We start from the raw sequence: 19,297 nt of genomic DNA on the forward strand, positions 1-19,297 counted from the left end.
AGTGCTACAGCGTCCTTTGCGCGTCTGATAAGACGCGCGGCGCTGTAGTCCGATCATACTTGCTCGATCGCGCCGGTAATGAGTCCGGTAACTTCTTCCGGTGAGCTTGAGGCAATCGGCTTGTCTGCAACCTTTCGGCCTCGCCTCATCACGATGACGCGGTCGGCGACGTCGAAGACGTCGGGCATGCGGTGGCTGATCAGGATAACGCCGATGCCTCGGTCGCGCAGTTCCCGGATCAGGTTCAAGACTTCCGCCACCTGGCGAACCGAGATCGCCGCTGTGGGCTCGTCCATGAGCACGATCTTTGCCTCGGAGAGCATCGTGCGGGCGATTGCCACCGCTTGTCGTTGACCGCCCGACATCTGTTTGACGAGATCACGCGGCCGTGTTTCCGATTTCAGCTCCCTGAAAATCTCGCCGGCACGCTTGTACATCCTCTTGTGGTCGAGAATGCGCAGCGGACCGAGACCGCGCCGCAACTCTCGTCCGAGAAACACATTCGCCGCAGCCGTCAGGTTGTTGCAGAGCGCCAGGTCCTGGTAGACGATCTCGATCCCGTACTGGCGCGCCTCCACGGGGCGGTGAAGCACGAGTTCCTCGCCATTGAGGCGCATTGTCCCGTGGCTTGGCCGAAAGTTGCCGGCGATCATCTTGACCAACGTGGACTTGCCGGCGCCGTTGTCGCCCATCAGGCCGACCACCTGCCCCGCTTCCAGCGAAAGCGAAACGTCACTGACCGCCTGGATGGCGCCGAAATGTTTGGAAATGTTGGCGAGTTCGAGAACCGCCACGGCCTTCTATCCTCCCGATGGCTCCAGGCTTGCGGCCCCTCCACCTCGGATGCGGAGCCGTCGCGATCTCGCTTCTCCGATTTCCTCCCCGAAAGAGCGATTAAGCGAATTTACGCAAAACCTTCCGACAGCGTCAATCGATTGTCGTGCGATTCAAGTCGCTTCGCGCGGACAAGAATTCATTTTGTATTACAAATACTCGTTGACGAGCGAAGCGCGCGGATATTAGCTTTGAAAAGGGGAGCAAGAGCATGCTTATCCTTGTCACCGGTGCAACGGGCAAGGTCGGGCGGCACTTCATTGCTGGGCTGCTTGACGATCCGCGATTTTCCGAGGCGCGCATCCGTGCGCTTTGTCATAATCGCTTGTGCCCGGAAACCGACCGGGTCGAGGTGGCGCGGGGATCGATCGCCGACCGGCGCATCGTGTCCGAAGCGCTCGCCGACGTCACCCATGTGGTGCACCTCGTCACCTGCAAGGAGACTCCCGACGACGTCATGGATGTTACGGTCAAGGGACTTTTCTGGCTGCTGGAGGAGTTCCGCGCAAGCGCGACCGCGTCCCAGTTCATCCTCATCGGCGGCGATGCCGGCATCGGTCATTTCTATTATCGCCATGATGGGCCAATTACCGAGAAGGTGCCGCATCAGGCCTATCCCGGGTGCTATGCACTGTCGAAGGTGCTGGAAGAGGTGATGCTGGAGCAGTTCGGCATTCAGTACGGCCTCAATGGCTGCTGCCTACGCGCGCCGTGGATCATGGAGAAGGACGACTTCAAGTATACGCTGTCGTTCGGCAACGACGTCTTCGGCGGCCCAGTGTGGAAGAACCTCGTTCCGGAGGCCGATGCGAAGCGCTACGCCAGAGACGGCACGGTGCCGCTGCTGCGCGATGCCGACGGGCGGCCGCTGAAACGCAATTTCGTGCATGTCGATGATCTGGTCTCCGCCATATTGGCGGCGATCGACAATCCACGCGCGACGCGGCAGCTCTTCAACATCTCAATGGACAGGCCGGTCGACTATGGCGAAGTTGCCACCTATCTCGCCCGCACCCGCGGCCTCGGTTCAGTCGATATAGCAAGCCAGTTTCACTCGAACTGGATGGACAACAGCAAGGCGAAGTACCTGCTGAACTGGCGACCTGACTACGACATGGAAAAGCTTATCGACTCGGCTTGGCAGTACGAGCGTTCCCAGGATGATCCGCGCATCGTCTGGTACCCGGGTTGATTTGTGGAGCGGGCACGTGGGTGCCCGTTTGTTTCAAGGGAGGAAGGAATGAGGAAGGCACTATTGCTTGCCGTTGCCGTCTTGGCACTCAGCGCCGGAACGGCCATGGCCCAGAAGAAACAGCTCGTCATCGTGGTGAAGGGCCTCGACAACCCGTTCTTCGAAGCGATCAACCAGGGTTGCCAGAAGTGGAACAAGGAAAACCCGGATTCGGAATATGAGTGCTTCTACACTGGCCCGGCATCAACGTCGGACGAGGCCGGCGAGGCACAGATCGTCCAGGATATGCTGGGCAAGGCAGAAACGGCGGCCATTGCCATCTCGCCATCCAACGCAAAACTCATCGCCCAAACACTGAAGACGGCCAATCCGTCGATTCCGGTGATGACGCTGGATGCGGATCTTGCTGCAGAAGATTCAGCACTGCGCAAAACCTATCTTGGCACCGACAACTACCTGATGGGCGCGCGGATCGCCGAATACATCAAGAAGGCCAAACCGAATGGCGGCAAGATCTGCACGATCGAAGGCAATCCCGGTGCCGACAATATCCTGCGCCGGGCGCAGGGGATGCGGGACACACTGACCGGTCAAAAGGGTCTCGCAGAACTGAAGGGCGAAGGCGGCTGGACAGAAGTCGCCGGTTGCCCGGTCTTCACCAATGACGACGGCGCCAAGGGTGTCCAGGCCATGACCGATATCCTCGCGGCCAACCCGGACCTCGATGCCTTCGGCATCATGGGCGGCTGGCCGTTGTTTGGTGCCCCGCAACCCTATCGCGATCTCTTCAAGCCGATGGCCGACAAGATCGCCAAGAACGAGTTCGTCATCGGCGCCGCCGACACCATCGGCGACGAAGTCGCGATCGCGCGCGAGGGCCTCGTAACAGCGCTCGTCGGCCAGCGGCCATTCGAGATGGGTTACAAGGCGCCATCGGTCATGCTGGACCTGATCGCCGGAAAGCCCGTGGAAGACCCGGTGTTCACCGGTCTCGACGAGTGCACGAAGGATACCGTCGACACCTGCATTCAAAAGTAACGCCATATGATGGAGGCCGACCACTTGTCGTGCCGGCCCCCATCAAAGACTACATCTTAGATGTGCCAGCCGGCGTCGAGCGAATAGGCCTTGATGTAGTCGATCTTCATTTCAGCCCCGTCGACAAGACCGTCGGCCGGCGTGCCCGCGATACCTCCGACAGCGAGATTCACGAGCATATACATCGGATCGTGCATGTCCGAGGGTGTGTCGGCGTGTGCGATAGCGACGTCGTCGAAGTACCAGACGATCTCGTCTTCCGTCCAAAGCACCCCGTATTTGTGGAAGCCGCTGGTGTCGGCGACTTTAACGGCGCTGGCAATGCTGGTCTGCGAGCCGGTTTCGTTGGAGTGGACGGTGGCGATGATGGTGTTCGGGTCCTGCCCGCGCATTTCCACGACATCCAGTTCCGGCGGCCAGGAGCCGTCGGCCGGGAGCAGCCAGAAGGCCGGCCAGACGCCTTGGTCGTTCGGCATGTCGGCGCGAATCTCGAAATAGCCGTAAGTCTGGGCAAAGGACGAATGAGTCGTGAGCAGGCCCGAGGTATAGTCGTAACCGTTGATCTCAGCCTGAATGGCATCGGATGCCGGCGCCGCGGTGATCGTCAGGACACCGTTGTTGACCGAGAACGGATTAGCGGAAGCCGTCGGCTGATAGGCCGGGTTGATATACCATTGCAGTTCGCCGTTACCCGTGAGCGTGCTTCCCTTTTCCGGTGCCCACCAGAATTTTGCATCCCAGATACCGCTCGCGCCGTCACGGAGCTGCAGGGTATTAAAATCGTCGGAAAAGGTCTGGGTCAGAACGGACCGGTCGAGGCTCAACTGGAACTGGCTTGCCTGCAGTTCGTCGACCGTCGTATCGGCGAAGACCAGGCTCTCGCCGTTGGCGAAGCTAAGCCGGAGATTGCCACCTTCCTGCACCATATTGTCGAGGAGTTGGTTGAACGAAGTCACGCCATAGCCGTTAAGTCGCACGATGTCGTTCGAGCTGAAATCGGTGATCAGATCGCTGCCATTGCCCTTCGAGAAGACGAAGATGTCGGCGCCGCCCGCCCCGATCAGGACGTCATTGCCGCCGTCGCCGTCGATCGTCTGGCTTCCGGAGCCACCGGTGATGATGTTGTCGCCGTCATTGCCGAAGGCGAAACGTCCGTTGCCGGTGACGGTCAGGTTCTCGAAATTGTCCGGCAGGGTGTAGCTCATCCAGGTGTTGATTGTATCGACACCCTCGCCGGCCGCCTCATAGGCGCGGTTAATCCCTGAATAGAGATAATAAATGTCGTCGCCCTTGCCGCCGATCATGGTGACATTGACGGAACTGTCGCCCCAGATGGAATCGTTACCAGACGTCCCGTAGAGTGTGGGTCCCGATCCGGTGGCGGAAAACCAGGCCGTCGAACTTCCGCTGTAATACAGCGGCTTGCCCACGGCGTTCAGCACAGTTCTGCTCATAAAAACATCTCCGATTTTATCACTCGGTCCCCTCCACTGGTCATTCCAGTCTCTACTCCACCCGCCGGGAACCTAACATCGGGTTTGCCGACGATCTACAGTGTGACCTTGGGGGTTCTAAGGCAGGCGGCGTGCATGCCTATCCGGAACAAACCTGCCCATGCCGCGTTTCCCGGGGTCAGCGAGCGCTTGCGGAGGGACCTATGTGCAGCGCAGAGGCTCTGCCGAAAACTCTAGAGAGCAAAATCGGTGCTTTGAATTCGCCGGATTTTCGGGCGGTGCTGGATGCATTGCCTATGGCGGTGTACGCCACGGACCGCGAGGGCATCATTACCTACTTCAACCAGGCGGCCGCGGATCTCGCCGGCAGGGAGCCCAAACTCGGCAAGGATCGTTGGTGCGTCAGTTGGGAGTTGCGTCGCACCGACGGATCAATTCTGCCGCATGACGAGTGCCCGATGGCCCAGACACTCAAAGAAGGGCGAGCGATCACTGGGCGCGAGATTGTGGCTGTGCGGCCGGATGGAACGATGGTTCCGCTCCGTGCCTACCCGACACCGATCTTTGACAAGTCGGGGATGATCACGGGGGCGATCAATCTCCTTGTCGATATCAGCCAACGAAACGGCTCGGAAACTGTTCTGAGGGCGAAGCCAGAGCGAATAGACGTTCTAGACCCGGTCGTTTCCCGCTCCGGCGAAGTACACACAGCAACAGCGATCGACGACGCGAATTTACTGCTCGCCAGTCAGCTTGAGGCTGAACGCCGCCAGCGGGCCGAACAGGATTCCCGGTTTCTCGCAGCGATCGTCGAGTCCTCCGACGACGCCATCGTTAGCAAGGACTTGAATGGCATCATCACCAGTTGGAACAAGGGAGCCGAGCGTCTGTTTGGGTATGCCGCCGACGAAGTGATCGGGAAGCCGATCACCATTCTCATTCCGCCCGGCCATGAGAATGAGGAGCCGCATATCCTCGATCGCATCCGCAATGGATTGCGTATCGATCACTACGAAACGAAGCGTCAGCGCAAGGACGGACGCCTTGTGGATATCTCGCTCACGGTGTCCCCCGTTCGTGACGCCACAGGTCAAATAATCGGCGCCTCGAAAATCGCCCGCAATATCACGGAATGGAGGCAAGCCGAAGAGACTATGAAAGCGCGGCTGCGCGAGCAGGCTGCGCTCTACCACCTCACTGAAAAGCTTCATCGCGCCAAAGGCCTTGAAGAGGTCTACGACGCGGCGCTGGATGCCATCAAAGCGGCGCTCAATTGCAGCCGCGCGTCGATTCTGTTGTTCGACCAGTCCGACACAATGCGCTTCGTGGCGTCGAGCGGATTGTCGGAACATTACCGTCATGCCGTCGACGGCCATTCTCCATGGACCCGGGAGGCGCACGATCCGGATCCGATCTTCGTCGAAGACGTGGCCGGAGCCGACCTCTCCGACGATCTCAGAGCGACAATTGCATCGGAAGGCATTGCCGCGCTCGGATTTATTCCCTTGATTTCCGGAGGAAGGCTGATCGGCAAGTTCATGGCCTATTACGACGAGGCTCATGTGTTTACCGAGACGGAGATCAGCCTTGCGCTGACAATCGCCCGACAGCTCGGATTCAGCATACAGCGCATCCGGGCCGAACAGGCGAGGCAACTCGCGGAAGAGCAACTGCGATGCAACGAGGCCAGCGAACGGGCACGCGCGGCCGAAATGCAGGCCATTATGGAGGCCGTCCCGACGCCCATCTGGATAACACGAACGCCTGACTGCCGTGTCATCGAGGGTAACCGAAGCGCCTACGAGTTGCTTCGGCTACCGCCAGGTTCGAACCTCTCGTTTTCGGCGCCCCCTGAGGAGCGGCCATCCGGCTTTCAAGTTTTCTCGGCGGGCAGGATATCGTCAGCCGATGAACTGCCCGTGCAGCGCGCCGCACGCGGAGAAGAGGTCGAAAACTTCGAACAGGACATCCGGTTCGATGATGGTAAGTCGCGCCATCTCCTCGGCAACGCGACCCCGTTGCGGAACGCTCTTGGAGAAGTAACGGGCGCCGTGGCCGCCTTCATCGACATCACAGAGCGCAAGCAGACAGAGGAAGCCCTTCGAGAGAGCGAGCGCCGGCTCAAAATGGCTCTGGATGCCGGGCGGATGGGTGCCTGGGAGTGGAACCTGCAGAGCGGCAGAGTGATCTGGTCACCCGGACTTGAGGTGCTTCATCATCTCGAGCCGGGAACATTCGAAGGGACACTTGCAGATTTCAAGCGTGATATTCATCCCGCTGATCTTCCGGCCGTCGAACAGGCGATCGAGAGGGCCCTCGCGACCCGCGACGACTATCATGTCGTATACCGCATGCGCCTGTTCGACGGAACGATACGCTGGATGGAAGCCTTTGGCCGGTTCTCGCCCTCAGACAGCGCGGCGGGTGAGCGTCTGGCCGGAATTTGCATGGACATCACCGAGCGAAAGGAGACCGAGGCGCAGAGGGACCTGCTTGTCGCTGAACTCAGCCACCGCGTGAAGAATACGCTGGCCACGGTCAACTCGATCGCACGACAGTCATTTTCGATGAACCCGGACGCACGCGATGCGCAGCGATCGTTCGATGCCCGCATCCGGGCGTTGGCACAAGCACATACCCGTCTTGCAGAGACCAGGTGGTCAGGAGTTTCTCTTGAGACGATATTTTCCGATGAGCTGGCGCCCTATCGAAACGAGAACGTAGACAACATCTCTCTCTACGGCCCACCAACGACGCTGCCGCCAAAACATGCCCTGACCCTTGGTATGGCCGCGCATGAACTTGCCACCAATGCCGCCAAGCACGGCGCGCTCTCCGTAAAAGCTGGTCGCGTAAGCGTCGATTGGACTGTCGACCCGACCGACCACCGGCTTTGCATCCGCTGGAGGGAGACGGGAGGCCCTTCCGTCTCGCCGCCAAGCCGAAACGGTTTCGGGCGCTTGCTTCTCGAACGGGTCCTCGCTTCCGACCTGGGCGGTGATGTCCGCCTGGAGTTTGCGTCCAAAGGACTGAACTGCACGATCGACGTGCCCTATCTCAGGGGTGCCGAATGACCGAGTCCGAAGGATGCCGGGTCTTCGTCGTCGAAGACGAGTTCCTGGTGGCATTGCAGATCGAAGACGACCTCGTCGCAGCCGGCTACGTCGTGGTGGGCCCCTTCACGACCTTGCAGGGGTCAATCATAGCGTCGCGCGAACAGCAGTTCGAAGTCGCCACGCTGGACCTGAATCTACGTGGCGAATTTGTCTATCCACTCGTCGATGAACTGCTCGAGCGCGGCGTGCCCGTCCTGCTGCTGACGGGTTATACGGCGGCGGACTTGCCGGAGCGGTTCCGTGCGTTGCCTCGCCTGGCCAAACCCTTCGACGGCCCCGAACTGATCCGGCAGGTCGAAAGCCTTCTGCCCGCGACGTGATGGCCGCCCCGGTTTCCGTGCGATTCCGGGTCCGGGACGACAGATTGCTCCTGTTTGAATGACCTGCCCGCAGGGTTGTCGGTGAGTTGGGCTCTTTCCTACTCCGCGGGTTGGGGCAATGTCTCCTCCGCAGCCTCCGTTCTGCCTCCGGCCAGGATCCGCTGACCCGAAGCGATGATTGCCACGGACGCCACTCCGGCGATCACGGATACGAAGAAGCCGTGTTGCGCGCCGAAATTATCGACCACCCAACCCGCGACGAAGGCCCCAAGTGCCATGCCAATTCCAATGCCGGTCATCACCCACGTGACGCCCTCGGTCAGCATTGACTCCGGAACCCGACGCTCGATCAAGCCAAAGGCCGTGATGAAGGTCGGTGATATTGCGATGCCGCTCACGAAGACCGCGAGAGCCAGAAGCGGCACCGTATCGGCAACAGTGAGCGGCAGGGCCGTCACCGCAAGGACACTGACAGCGATCAACAGCTGCCTCTGCAGCGGCATGCGTGGGTTCAGGGCCCCGATGATCAGCCCGACGACGAACGACCCGATCGCGTAGACGCCGATGACAAGGCTTGCGGCATTTGGTTGCCCGAGCTCCTTGGTGATTGCAACGGCGCTGACTTCGGCCGTAGCGAACATCGAGCCGACGAATACCAGGGCGAGCGTTATGATCTGCACCGGTCGCAGCCGAATTGCCGATCCGTGGGAAACGCCGTGCTCCAGGTGACGCACTTTCGGTTCAGTCGACCGCTGCAGGACAAAAGCCGCAGTTCCGACCACAAGGAAGACGGTGCTGACCAGCATTCCCGCTTCCGGAAACAGCGCGACCGCCAGCCCGACCGAGAGCGATGCGCCGGCGATGTAAACCAGTTCGTCCGCTGCCGACTCAAAGGCGAAGGCCGTGTTCAATTCGGGACGGTCGCGGAAGAGCTCTGTCCAGCGCGCGCGCAACATCGCGGGAATGCTTGGCATTGCCGCCGCGAAAAAGGCGGACACGAACAACGCCCACGCTGGCCAATCCTGGTTCGCTCCTACTATGAGAGCAATGAAAGCCAGGACCGAGATCGCTGTCGTCGGCACCATGATGGCCGACTGGCCGAGCCGATCGACCAGTCGCGAGATTTGAGGAGAGACGAGCGCATTCGTAAGGGCGAATATTGCTGAAACCGCGCCCGCGATCCAATACTCCCCGCGTGTCTGCGACAGCATGGCGACAATGCCGATCGGTGCCATGGCAATAGGCAAGCGAGCAAAAAAGCCCGCGGCGGAGAAGCCTTTCGCGCCCCGCACACTGAATATTTCTCTGTAAGGATTAGACATGAGGTGTTCCTTCGTCATCAGGACGCCCTACTTACATACGTGGCGTATGTAGACGCTAGTTGCATACGTCACGTATGTCAAATAAAATACGCAGCGTATGTGAAGAAGGAGAACGCATGAGCAAGCCGCGCCCGGTCATGATCGCCGAGACACGCGCGAAGTTGCTTGCCGCTGCCAGGCACGCCTTCGGGACGGTAGGCTATGCGCAATCCTCGATGGATGATTTCACGGCAGATGCCGGGTTGACACGTGGGGCGCTCTATCACCACTTCGGAGACAAGAAAGGGCTGCTGCAGGCCGTGATTGAAGAGCTGGATGCGGAGATGACGGCGCGGTTGCACAGCGCCGCCTCACGAGCACCAACGCGCTGGGAGGCATTCGTCGACGAGTGCGTGGCCTATATTCAGATGGCGCTCGAGCCCGAAATTCAACGAATCATGTTTCGCGACGGCCCCGCGGTCCTCGGAGACATATCCCAATGGCCGAGCACCAAAGGCTGCATCGCAGCCCTCAGTCGAAGCCTGAGCCACCTCAAGGCGGACGGAGCGATTGTCGACGTCGACGAAGAAGCGACCGCGCGCCTGATCAATGGTGCCAGCAGCCATGCCGCCTTGTGGATCGCCAACTCGGAGGAGCCGCAGGAAACATCGAAAAGGGCAGTGGAGGCCTTCCGTGCATTGCTCGAGCGACTAAAGAAGCCTGACGGAGATGCGGCCGAAGCTCGCGCGACGATTTCAACAGGCTCTTGAATGCTCAGCCGACAGACGCATTTTATCGCCAGTTACTGAGCCAGGCGGCCCTCTAACCAGCGTGTCATGATCGCCGCGAGTTCCTCGGGCGCCTCCATGGGGATCATATGCCCGGCGTCGACCAACACCATGACTGCGCCAGCAATACGATCGCGTAGTTCTTCGGCCTCCTCGAGACTGCGGAGGCGGTCGTGTGTTCCCGCTATGATCAGGGTGGCGCAGCGGATCTCGACAAGGCGTTCAAGATCGCCATCGCGTCGAAACATCGTCTGCTGCTGAAAGACCCTTCCTCCAAGACGAACGCTCATCGCCTGGATACGATCGATCAATCCAACATCGTTCGCTCGATCCGGATGAACAGAGGTGCGCAGCGAGGCATGGCTAAGCCCCCGGAAGGCGGCGGGGTCGAAAGCGGAGGCTGCCGACCTGCGCCGGGCTTGAACTTCCCCGTCTCCCCGCGCAGAGGTAGCAATCAGCACAAGCGACGATATCCTCTGTGGTGCAAGCCGTACCATCTCACGCGCGACGTAACCTCCCATGGAGAAACCGACGAGCATGAACTGGTCTGGAGCGTCGAGCAGTGCCTGGCTGGCCATTTCCTCAATCGACTTCGCCCGCGTCGGATCGACATGGACGATTTGGCTGCCGGTCGGCAACCGGCGAAGCATGTCTGACCACAGCTCGCGGTCGGTCATGAAACCCGGGACGAGGACGATGTTCATCCGGTCGGTTCTCTCAAATGGTTACTGCTCGACCTGCCAAGCCGCGGTCTTTCACCGACATGCAGTAGTGGATACACATTGAAAAGTCAGCGGACGGCTGGGAAAAGAGCGTCGGTGCTTGAACCACCGGCGCGGCGCTCCAGCCTCGACGAAAGACCGGAATTACCTGAATAAAAAGAGCCGCGTGCAGTGAACCGCGAGACCTTCCGACCGGCCCGCGCGGCGGGACCGGCCGGCTCGTCCGTCAAATTTCCACGGTCAAGAAGTCCGATAGCTGCAGTTGTAATGCGGCAGCGATACGTTTCAACTTTGCCGGATCAGTATCCAGGCCACTTTCAATTTCGCTGATTTCGACGTTGGCGAGGCCACAAGTGACAGCAAGGTCTTCGATGCTGTAGCCGACAGCCTCACGAGCGGCCCGAACGCGGGCGGCGACGTCGTTGCTGACGACGGCAGCGGCTTGATTGTTGCTGAAACTTTCGAGTGAAATGGACATAAATGTCTCCTTCTCTTGGCATTGAATTTTTTTAAATTCGATGTTGAGGGGGGTGACACGCGCCTTGGCGACGGCGGTAACGTTTTATGTCATCGATGTAACATAGACAAGCTACCATACCGCGAAACGCGCTGCACCGGGCTCGCCTTGCGTCATCAAAATCAAGTGCAATCACGATTTGGACTGGGTTGCCGGCGCTCACGGAGTTTCCAGGATCCGGGGGCGAGATCCTGCTCCTATCCTTAAAACTGGTTTCCAGCGGGCGCCATTGGCCATAGACTGGGACTCATGAGGGTTTTCAGTTTCACTGCATTTCAGCACCTCCAGATCTTCAGTGGCATATTTGCTTTGCACAGGCTGCTGCTCGACACGGACACGCGACATCGCGACGGCGGCAATGAGGCCGGATATCTCGGTTCTCCACAAAACAGACGGTTGCCGCCGATCCCTGTAACCGGCTCTGCCGGTTGGACATGGCACCTCGCGGAATTGTTTCCGTCGCCGAGCCAGGTGCGGCCGCAAGGTCCCCCAATCCGATGGCGGTGCCTCGCTCTGGACGACAGCCCGACCTGCGGCACCCGAACGACTTTGGTGGATTGCCCCTTCTGAAGGGAAGGAACTGAAGATGACGAATCAAGCCGGAGCGAACCGAGCCCAAAGACCCGCGGGCGTCGAGAGCACGACCCTCCGAGACCAGTTCGATATGATGCGCCACGCCTTCATGGCGTCCCCGCTGCTGAAAACAATCCTGTGGCTCAGCACCGGCAGCTTCGCGATCATCATCGCGACAGCGATCGGACAGATCATCCTCAACCGCTGGAACCGGCCCTTTTTTGACGCGATCGAGCGGCGCGATCTCAACGCCTTTTTCTATCAACTCCTGCTGTTTGTTGCTATCGCCGGTGGCCTGCTGGTGCTCAACGTCACGCAGCAATGGCTTAATCAGATGGTCCGATTGAAGCTGCGCGAGGGGCTGACGATCGACCTGATCAACGAATGGATGCGGCCGCTGCGCGCCTTCAGGCTCGCCAACTCCGGGGCAATGGGCATCAATCCGGACCAGAGAATGCAGGAAGACGCCGGCCATCTTGCCGACCTCACCACCGATCTCGGTTTCGGCCTTCTGCAGTCGTCCATCCTGCTCGCATCTTTCGTCAGCGTCCTCTGGGCGCTGTCGGCAGGCTTTGTTTTCCACATCGGCGGCTACGCGCTCGAGATTCCGGGCTACATGGTCTGGGCAGCGATCCTTTACGCCGGCTCGGCATCATGGCTGAGCTGGCTTGTCGGGCGGCGGCTGATCGTCTTGAACGGCGACCGCTACGCACGTGAAGCCGAACTGCGGTTCTCACTGATGCATGTCAGCGAACATATCGACGCCATATCGCTTGCCGGGGGCGAGACCGGCGAGCGGCGGCGTCTGGAGCTCGATCTCGCGACCGTGCTCGGCGCCATGCGCAACATCTACCGTGCCCAGATCAACCTCGCCTGGGTTCAGGACGGCTACGGCTGGGTCACGGTCGTCGCGCCGATCTTGGTCGCGGCACCCGTCTATTTCGCCGGCGAAATCAGCTTCGGCGGCCTGATGATGGCGGTCGGCGCCTTCAACCAGGTTCACACGTCGCTCAAATGGTTCGTCGCCAATATCAGCGCCATCGCCGACTGGCGGGCGACGCTTCTGCGCGTCGCCGCATTCCGCCGCGCGCTGATCATGACCGACGTGCTGCACGACGCGGAAAAACGGATCGAATTCGCCGAGAACGACACGAACAAGCTGACCTTCGACAATCTCGAGGTCGCATCGTCGAGCGGACGGACCAGGCTTTCCGAACCGCACATCGAGATCGGCGCGGGCCAGCGCGTGGTCATCAGCGGCGACCCCCGCGCAGGAAAAACACTGCTCTTCCGAGCGCTCGCAAGGCTTTGGCCCTGGGGAAGCGGGCGCGTCGGGTTGCCGGCTGGCGAGATGGTCGCGTTCATCCCGCGCTCCCCCTATTTCCCGCGCGGCAAACTGCGCGACGCGCTTTCCTATCCGCGCGCCGGTGACTTCTCGGATGCGAGCCTTGTTGCAGCACTGTCGAAAGTCGGGCTTGATCAGCTGACCACGTTGCTCGACCGTGAAGCGCGCTGGGAGCGCGAACTTAGCGATGACGAGCAACGTTCACTCGCCTTCGCACGGCTTGTTCTCCATCGGCCGCGCTGGGTGATCATCGACGAGGCGCTCGAGACGATGGATGGGGAAGCGATGAAGCTAGCCTTATCCATCTTCGAAGACGACCTCCGCGATACCGCGGTCGTCAAGATTGGCCGCACGCCGCGAAATGGACCATTGTTCTCCCGTGTCATCCATCTCGTGAAGGACGCCGAAGGCCCAGTCCTAAAACCCATTCACCTCAAGGGTGCTGTGCACGAGAAGGAACTCGCGGCGAGCGCGACTTGACGGCGTACCGCTGCGGCATTGCATTCGCACTCGGGAACACCTGTAGCACCGCACGGATTTTCGTTCGTATCCTAAAGCGTGTCGCGTTCAATCAGACTCATGCGACGCGCTTTAGGTCATTGCTTTTATGCATTTCATTGTCCCAAAACCGCTGCACACTTTTTGGCGACATGCATTAAGGTCCTGTCATAACGCTTTGAAATAAGGCGATTTCCGGACTTAGACGCCGCGCTTGTTGCCCCAGAGCAGGACATGTAGTTGCGGCAGCACGCGCGCCTCGAACCAGCGGTCCTCGGCAACCTTGTCGATCAGCCAGCGCATACGCTCCATTATGCCATCGATGTCGATCGCCGCATCGTCCTGATCGGGGGGCGGCGGTGTGTGGTTGCCGGGTTGCAGATAGACGGGCAGTTGCGGATAGCGCGCTGCCGCCGCCCGGGCATAGGCGTAGTCCGCTTCGTCGAAGATGACTATCTTCAGCACGGTTTGCGGCCTGCCCTCAGACATCCGCAGACACGCGTCGAAGGCCTGCCAATCCGTTTCCATCGCGCTCGACGGCGGCTTCGGACTCAGCACCAATACGTCGAGATCGGCAAACCAGTCCCTGGCAACCGAACCCTGCGTTTCGAGGGCAAAACGATAGCCTTGGTGGTGACCGCGATCGATGAGTTGGCCAAGCGGCTGGATGGCCGGATTGCCGCCGGAGAGCGAAACCATAAGCGGTTTCCCGTCGGAAAGCCGCGTGACCTCCCGCCAGACATCTTCCGTCGACATCGCCCGCCATTCGTCGCGATAGCGGCTGTCGACCGCGTGCAGGCTGTCACACCAGGAACAGCGATAATCGCACCCGCCGGTCCTGACAAAGACCGTTGGCAGGCCGATCAGCACGCCCTCGCCCTGTATGGTCGGCCCGAAAATCTCGCTGACGCGGATCTCGGCGGATCGTTCGGAGGTCATGGCCGGTATTCCGCCCAGGTCTTCGCCGTTTCGCTGACGCGCACCGCGGTCGTCTCCGGCAGCCGCGCCTTGCACCAGTCGTAGAAGTGTCGCGCCAGACATTCCGCCGTCACCCGGTTGTGGCCGAGAACGTCGTTGAGATGCCGGTGATCGAAGGTCTCGTCGATGTAGCGCTTCAAGGGCGCGAGCTCATGATAGTCACGAACGAAACCGTGTTCGTTCAATGTTTCGGCCGAAAGCTCGACCTCGACGACATAGTTATGCCCGTGCAGCCGGGCGCATTGATGCTCAGGCGGCAGGTTCGTCAGTTGATGCGAGGCGGAGAAATGGAATTCCTTGGTAATGCGGAACATTATTTCACCTCCTCGGCGGAGAAGGCGCCTGTAGCTGCGACCCAGAAATCGGGATCCTCGTATTGCGTCGGATCCTCGACGCCGGCCAGATGAAAGGCTTCGCGTCGTTCGACGCAGGTGCCGCAACGGCCACAATGATGCGCACCGCCCTTGTAGCAGGACCAGGTCTCGGCGAATGGCGTTCCGTTCCTCGCCCCGTCCGCAACGATCTCAGCCTTGGAGACATTGACGTAGGGCGCATAGAGCGTGACGTCGGCATAGCCTTCCAGCGCATGGTTCTGCATCGTCTGGAACGCGTCGATGAATTCCGGCCGACAGTCGGGATAGATGAAGTGGTCGCCGCCGTGTACAGCGGTCGCCACCGCATCAGCCTTGCGCGCCGCGGCAACGCCGAAAGCGATCGAAAGCATGATGGCGTTGCGGTTCGGCACAACCGTTACCTTCATGGTTTCTTCGGCGTAATGTCCGTCCGGAACGTCGACATCGTCGGTCAATGCCGAGCCGCTCAAGTGGCGGCCGATCTCGCGGATATCGATGATCTGGTGAGGCACGCCAAGACGTTCGGCGCAGGCGGCGGCGAAATCGAGTTCCTTGCGATGCCGTTGGCCATAGTCGAACGACAACAGGCCGACAAGTTCGTGTTCCGCCGCTATCTTGTGGGCAAGCGAAACGGAATCCAATCCGCCGGAGCAGATCACAATGATTTTCATGACAGGTGTCCTTGTTTTGACCGGGTAGGCTGCGACCGGAGTTTTACCTGCGCGTTCTTTAGGCCAAACGGCGAGCCTTGTGAATACCAGACAGGTTGTAGATCACCGTCGTGAAGTCTTGTTGCCTGCGGCGACCCATGTGGGGCGGAACCCGCGGAGCAGAGGTCCGGCGTTGCGGGAGCGGCGAAGACCGGACCTCAGCCGGTCGCGCGTCAGTCGCCGCTACGCCGCCCCACACTCAGAAGCTGTTGCGCTCATGATAGGTGCGCAGAAAGAACTGAATGCGCGCGTCCTCAGGATGATGCAGGATGCGGTCAGGGCTGTCCACGCCGACCAGCTCACCTTTCTCCATGAACACGACCTGATCGGCGAGATGGGCGGCAAAACCCATCTCGTGCGTCACCACCACCATGGTCATCCCCTCGGAGGCGAGCGCCTTCATGACGTTCAGCACCTCGCCCACCAGCTCCGGGTCCAGCGCAGAGGTCGGCTCGTCGAACAGCATCAGCTTAGGCTCCATGGCGATCGCGCGGGCAATCGCAACGCGCTGCTGCTGGCCGCCGGAAAGCCGCGAGGGGTGGTTTGCCATCTTGTCCGCCAGCCCGACCTTGGTCAGCGCCTCGGCGGCACGGCTCTCCGCCTCGGATTTCGACATGCCGCGCACGCGGATCAGCCCTTCGGCGACATTCTCCTCCTTGGCGGTCATGTGCGGCCAGAGGTTGAATTGCTGAAACACCATGCCGATCGAGCGGCGCATCTCGCGCAGCTTGCGGCCCGACATCTTCTTGCCCGGCGCTTCATAGCCGATCAGCTGACCGTCGATGCGAACTTCACCAGAATCATAACCTCAAGGAAATTTATGCACCGCAGGAGGGTCGATTTTCCCGAGCCTGAAGGTCCGATCAGGCAGGTGACCTTGCCCGGCAGGATCGACAGGTCGACATTCTTCAAAGCATGAAAGTTGCCGAAGTATTTGTTGACCTTGCGGATTTCGACGGATGACGCAGCAAGCATCTTACGTCCTTTCGATCAGATGTTTCGTGATGCGCGTTTCCAGTCTGTGGCCGACACGCGAGATCGCCTGACCAGCCCCCAGAAGAACAGCGCCAATACCAGGTTTGCTTCCAAATAGCGGAAGATTTCTGCCGACATGCGCTGCACCTGATACAGCAGCTCGGGAACCGTTATGATCGACAGGATCAATCCGCGCGCCGCGCCGGGCCTGCAGCAAGCCGGCTTCCACGCCGACCGGCGCGACGCGCGATTGCTGCAGACAAGGCAAGGTCAGGCGCTGCTGATCCTGCATCGCATGGCCTGGAACGATCTCGGCCCGATCACCACCGTCCGGGTGGCGTTCCAGCCCGGCCACTGTTTCGGCGCCGGCGAGGGCCGCGATCACGGCGCCAACACCTAATGCAAATCTTAGGGAAGCGAATGCGCAATTCGCTTCCCTAAGTTCGCGCCGAACAGCCGAAAACCGCTCAAACCGACGCTAAAGGCCGCGCGCCCTGTCAGACGCGCGGCCTTTGAATTCCTGCTTGAACGCGGGCGATCTCAGCCGTCGTTGAGGACAACCCCTTGGTGAGCTCCAACGCCTGCCGTTCGAAGAGTCCGCGGTAAATGCCGCCTTTCACACGAATGAGCGTGTCGTGATCGCCCTCTTCCGCGATGCGCCCGCGGTTGAAGACCAGCAACCGGTCGAGCGCGCGCACCGTCGACAGCCGATGCGCGATCACCAGGGTCGTGCGTCCCATCATCAGCCGCTCCATAGCCTGCTGGATCAGCACCTCGGATTCGGAATCGAGGCTCGATGTCGCTTCGTCGAGGATCAGGATCGGCGCGTCCGCGAGGAACGCCCGGGCGATGGCGACGCGCTGGCGTTCCCCGCCGGAGAGCTTGACCCCGCGCTCGCCGACCAGCGTCCCGTAGCCTTTCGGGAGAGCCGCGATGAAATCATGCGCGCTCGCAAGCCTTGCTGCCTCCTCGACCTCCCGCTGGGTCGCTCCCGGGCGCCCATAGGCGATGTTTTCCGCAAGCGAACGATGGAACAGGATCGGCTCCTGCTGCACGATGGCGATCTGCTGACGGAGCGACGCCTGCGTCACGCCGGCGATATCCTGCCCATCGATCCTGATCTCGCCAGCCTTCAGGTCGTGGAGCCGCTGGATCAGCTTGACGAAGGTTGTCTTGCCGGAACCGGAATGCCCGACGAGGCCGACCCGCTCGCCGGCACGGATGGACACCGAGAAGCGGTCATAAAGCGGTGCCCGGTGCGCGCCGTAGTGGAAGGTCACGTCCTTGAACTCGATCTTGCCGTCGGTGATGCGGATCGGCTTCGCACCGGCCCGGTCTTCGATGCCAAGCGGCTGGGCATGGATGTCGACAAGCTCCTCCATGTCATTGATCGACCGTTGAAGGTTGCGGATGTGCATGCCCACTTCGCGCAAATATCCTTGCAGGATGAAGAAGGATGTCAGCACGAAGGTGATATCGCCGGCGCTCGCCTGCCCCCTCGCCCACAGCACCAAGGCAAAACCGATCACCGCCGCGCGCAGAAGGAGCAACATAGTGCCTTGAGCGGTGCCGTTGACCGTTCCGCGAGTCCAGGTGCGCCGCGTCCGGTTCTGCCACTTGGCGAGCACTTTTGCGAGGCGTTGATCCTCGCGACGCTCGGCGCCGAAACCCTTGACGACGATGTTGCAGCTGATCGCGTCGGCAAGCGCACCGCCGAGCCTTGTATCCCAACTGTTGGCAAGGCTTGCCATCGGCGCCACATAGCCGAGCGAAAGGGCGACGGTGACCGCAATGAAGGCGATCGAGCCAAGCCCGATGATCACGCCCATCATCGGCCAGTACCAGGCCATCAGCGCCGTCGACCCGATCAGCATGATCACCGACGGGAACAGCGCGACCAGCAGCGTGTCGTTCAAGAGATCCAGCGCCCACATTCCGCGAGTCACCTTGCGCACGGTCGAGCCGGCGAAGCTATTGGCATGCCAGTCGCTGGAAAACCGCTGGATGTGATGGAAGGCGGCCGAGGCGATATCGGACATCATCTTCAGCGTCAGGCTGACAATGCCCATGAACGTCACGTGCCTGAGCACAATGGCGCCGAGCGACAGCGCCATCAGCATGAGAAAAGCCGAGACAGCCGCGTTCCAGGCAACTTCGTCGGTAGCTGCACCAGAGACGACGGCGTCGACGAGCCGGCCGGAATAAAGCGGCGTCAACACGTCGGCAAGCGTGGAAAGAAGCACGGCGCCGAGGATAACCGAGAGCCGCGCCGGCTGCCTCTGCCAATGGGCCCAGCAAAAGCGGAAGACACTACGGAACGCGCGGTCGCGCGCCACAAAACGGGTAAAAGCCATATGATTTGCCCGGTGACGCGTGCACCGGCCTCAAAATCAGGTCACGAAAGGAATGCCGACAGGGAAAGCAACTGGTGCGGCATCAATGAATCGGCGCAGCCTCCAAGACGGAGAGCACCGGACGAAGCCAATCCCCTAAAATGCGATCAGAAGCGCAGGCGCCTTGTCACACGGAGAATATTGGATCGCCCGATAGGGAGAAGGAAAAAACTGTCATCTTAGCCTCCCT

17 protein-coding genes and 1 pseudogene are annotated in these 19,297 nt (G+C 60.5%); 7 read left to right on the plus strand and 11 right to left on the minus strand.

Annotation, left to right across the window (positions count from 1 at the left end; all coding sequences use genetic code 11):
- Positions 1 to 53: 53 nt before the first annotated feature.
- Positions 54 to 794, minus strand: coding sequence for an ATP-binding cassette domain-containing protein (locus GHK62_RS04830; RefSeq protein ID WP_184108779.1), 741 nt, complete (start codon positions 792 to 794; stop codon positions 54 to 56).
- 251 nt (positions 795 to 1,045) lie between these two features.
- Here GHK62_RS04830 and GHK62_RS04835 point away from each other — a divergent pair, with 251 nt between their 5' ends.
- Positions 1,046 to 2,026, plus strand: coding sequence for an NAD-dependent epimerase/dehydratase family protein (locus GHK62_RS04835; RefSeq protein WP_153437192.1), 981 nt, complete (start codon positions 1,046 to 1,048; stop codon positions 2,024 to 2,026).
- A 48-nt stretch (positions 2,027 to 2,074) separates the two neighbouring features.
- Entirely contained in the window at positions 2,075 to 3,064 is a 990-nt protein-coding gene (locus tag GHK62_RS04840; RefSeq protein ID WP_153437193.1) for a sugar-binding protein, read from the plus strand.
- A 56-nt stretch (positions 3,065 to 3,120) separates the two neighbouring features.
- Here GHK62_RS04840 and eglC read toward each other — a convergent pair whose 3' ends face one another.
- A complete protein-coding gene (gene eglC, locus GHK62_RS04845; RefSeq protein ID WP_153437194.1) occupies positions 3,121 to 4,518 on the minus strand; it encodes an endo-1,3-1,4-beta-glycanase EglC in 1,398 nt (465 codons plus the stop codon).
- 203 nt (positions 4,519 to 4,721) lie between these two features.
- Between eglC and GHK62_RS04850 the strand changes: the two genes are divergently transcribed.
- Both GHK62_RS04850 and GHK62_RS04855 read left to right on the plus strand, forming a co-directional pair.
- Positions 4,722 to 7,592, plus strand: coding sequence for a PAS domain S-box protein (locus GHK62_RS04850; RefSeq protein ID WP_153437195.1), 2,871 nt, complete (start codon positions 4,722 to 4,724; stop codon positions 7,590 to 7,592).
- Complete coding sequence (locus GHK62_RS04855; RefSeq protein ID WP_153437196.1) at positions 7,589 to 7,954, plus strand: response regulator; 366 nt, start codon at positions 7,589 to 7,591, stop codon at positions 7,952 to 7,954. The genes GHK62_RS04850 and GHK62_RS04855 overlap by 4 nt, the downstream gene beginning before the upstream one ends.
- 98 nt (positions 7,955 to 8,052) lie before the next feature.
- On the opposite strand, the gene GHK62_RS04860 is transcribed toward GHK62_RS04855, so the two are convergent.
- Positions 8,053 to 9,276 carry an MFS transporter gene (locus tag GHK62_RS04860; RefSeq protein WP_153437197.1) on the minus strand — a complete coding sequence of 408 codons (1,224 nt, stop codon included), beginning with the start codon at positions 9,274 to 9,276 and terminating at the stop codon, positions 8,053 to 8,055.
- A 116-nt stretch (positions 9,277 to 9,392) separates the two neighbouring features.
- Between GHK62_RS04860 and GHK62_RS04865 the strand changes: the two genes are divergently transcribed.
- Positions 9,393 to 10,025 carry a TetR/AcrR family transcriptional regulator gene (locus GHK62_RS04865; protein ID WP_153437315.1) on the plus strand — a complete coding sequence of 211 codons (633 nt, stop codon included), beginning with the start codon at positions 9,393 to 9,395 and terminating at the stop codon, positions 10,023 to 10,025.
- A gap of 32 nt (positions 10,026 to 10,057) precedes the next feature.
- Here the strand turns inward: GHK62_RS04865 and GHK62_RS04870 are convergent, their stop codons facing one another.
- Together GHK62_RS04870 and GHK62_RS04875 are read right to left on the minus strand one after the other, a co-directional pair.
- Positions 10,058 to 10,747, minus strand: coding sequence for an alpha/beta fold hydrolase (locus tag GHK62_RS04870; RefSeq protein WP_153437198.1), 690 nt, complete (start codon positions 10,745 to 10,747; stop codon positions 10,058 to 10,060).
- Positions 10,748 to 10,991: 244 nt separating this feature from the next.
- A complete protein-coding gene (locus tag GHK62_RS04875) occupies positions 10,992 to 11,243 on the minus strand; it encodes a helix-turn-helix domain-containing protein (protein WP_153437199.1) in 252 nt (83 codons plus the stop codon).
- Between the two features lie 625 nt (positions 11,244 to 11,868).
- Between GHK62_RS04875 and GHK62_RS04880 the strand changes: the two genes are divergently transcribed.
- On the plus strand, positions 11,869 to 13,680 hold the full coding sequence (locus GHK62_RS04880) for an ABC transporter ATP-binding protein/permease (RefSeq protein ID WP_153437200.1): 1,812 nt from the start codon (positions 11,869 to 11,871) through the stop codon (positions 13,678 to 13,680).
- Between the two features lie 219 nt (positions 13,681 to 13,899).
- Here the strand turns inward: GHK62_RS04880 and queE are convergent, their stop codons facing one another.
- The 5 genes and pseudogenes from queE to GHK62_RS04905 form a co-directional block, all read right to left on the minus strand.
- Complete coding sequence (gene queE, locus GHK62_RS04885; RefSeq protein WP_153437201.1) at positions 13,900 to 14,637, minus strand: 7-carboxy-7-deazaguanine synthase QueE; 738 nt, start codon at positions 14,635 to 14,637, stop codon at positions 13,900 to 13,902.
- Entirely contained in the window at positions 14,634 to 14,990 is a 357-nt protein-coding gene (gene queD, locus GHK62_RS04890) for a 6-carboxytetrahydropterin synthase QueD (protein WP_153437202.1), read from the minus strand. Before queD ends, queE begins: the two co-directional genes overlap by 4 nt.
- Positions 14,990 to 15,700, minus strand: coding sequence for a 7-cyano-7-deazaguanine synthase QueC (gene queC / locus GHK62_RS04895; RefSeq protein WP_153437203.1), 711 nt, complete (start codon positions 15,698 to 15,700; stop codon positions 14,990 to 14,992). Before queC ends, queD begins: the two co-directional genes overlap by 1 nt.
- A 238-nt stretch (positions 15,701 to 15,938) precedes the next feature.
- Positions 15,939 to 16,714 (minus strand): annotated as a pseudogene (locus GHK62_RS04900) (amino acid ABC transporter ATP-binding protein).
- Positions 16,715 to 16,729: 15 nt separating this feature from the next.
- The gene (locus GHK62_RS04905) at positions 16,730 to 16,903 is read right to left on the minus strand and encodes a hypothetical protein (RefSeq protein ID WP_234886771.1); all 174 of its coding nucleotides are present in this window, start codon (positions 16,901 to 16,903) and stop codon (positions 16,730 to 16,732) included.
- Here GHK62_RS04905 and GHK62_RS04910 point away from each other — a divergent pair.
- Entirely contained in the window at positions 16,887 to 17,114 is a 228-nt protein-coding gene (locus tag GHK62_RS04910; protein WP_234886772.1) for a hypothetical protein, read from the plus strand. The two genes, GHK62_RS04905 and GHK62_RS04910, sit on opposite strands and share 17 nt — an antisense overlap.
- A 97-nt stretch (positions 17,115 to 17,211) precedes the next feature.
- On the opposite strand, the gene GHK62_RS04915 is transcribed toward GHK62_RS04910, so the two are convergent.
- Complete coding sequence (locus tag GHK62_RS04915; protein WP_153437204.1) at positions 17,212 to 19,068, minus strand: ABC transporter ATP-binding protein; 1,857 nt, start codon at positions 19,066 to 19,068, stop codon at positions 17,212 to 17,214.
- Between the last annotated feature and the right edge of the window lie 229 nt (positions 19,069 to 19,297).

This window comes from Sinorhizobium terangae (genome assembly GCF_009601505.1).
In the GTDB taxonomy this organism is placed as follows: Bacteria; Pseudomonadota; Alphaproteobacteria; order Rhizobiales; family Rhizobiaceae; genus Sinorhizobium; species Sinorhizobium terangae.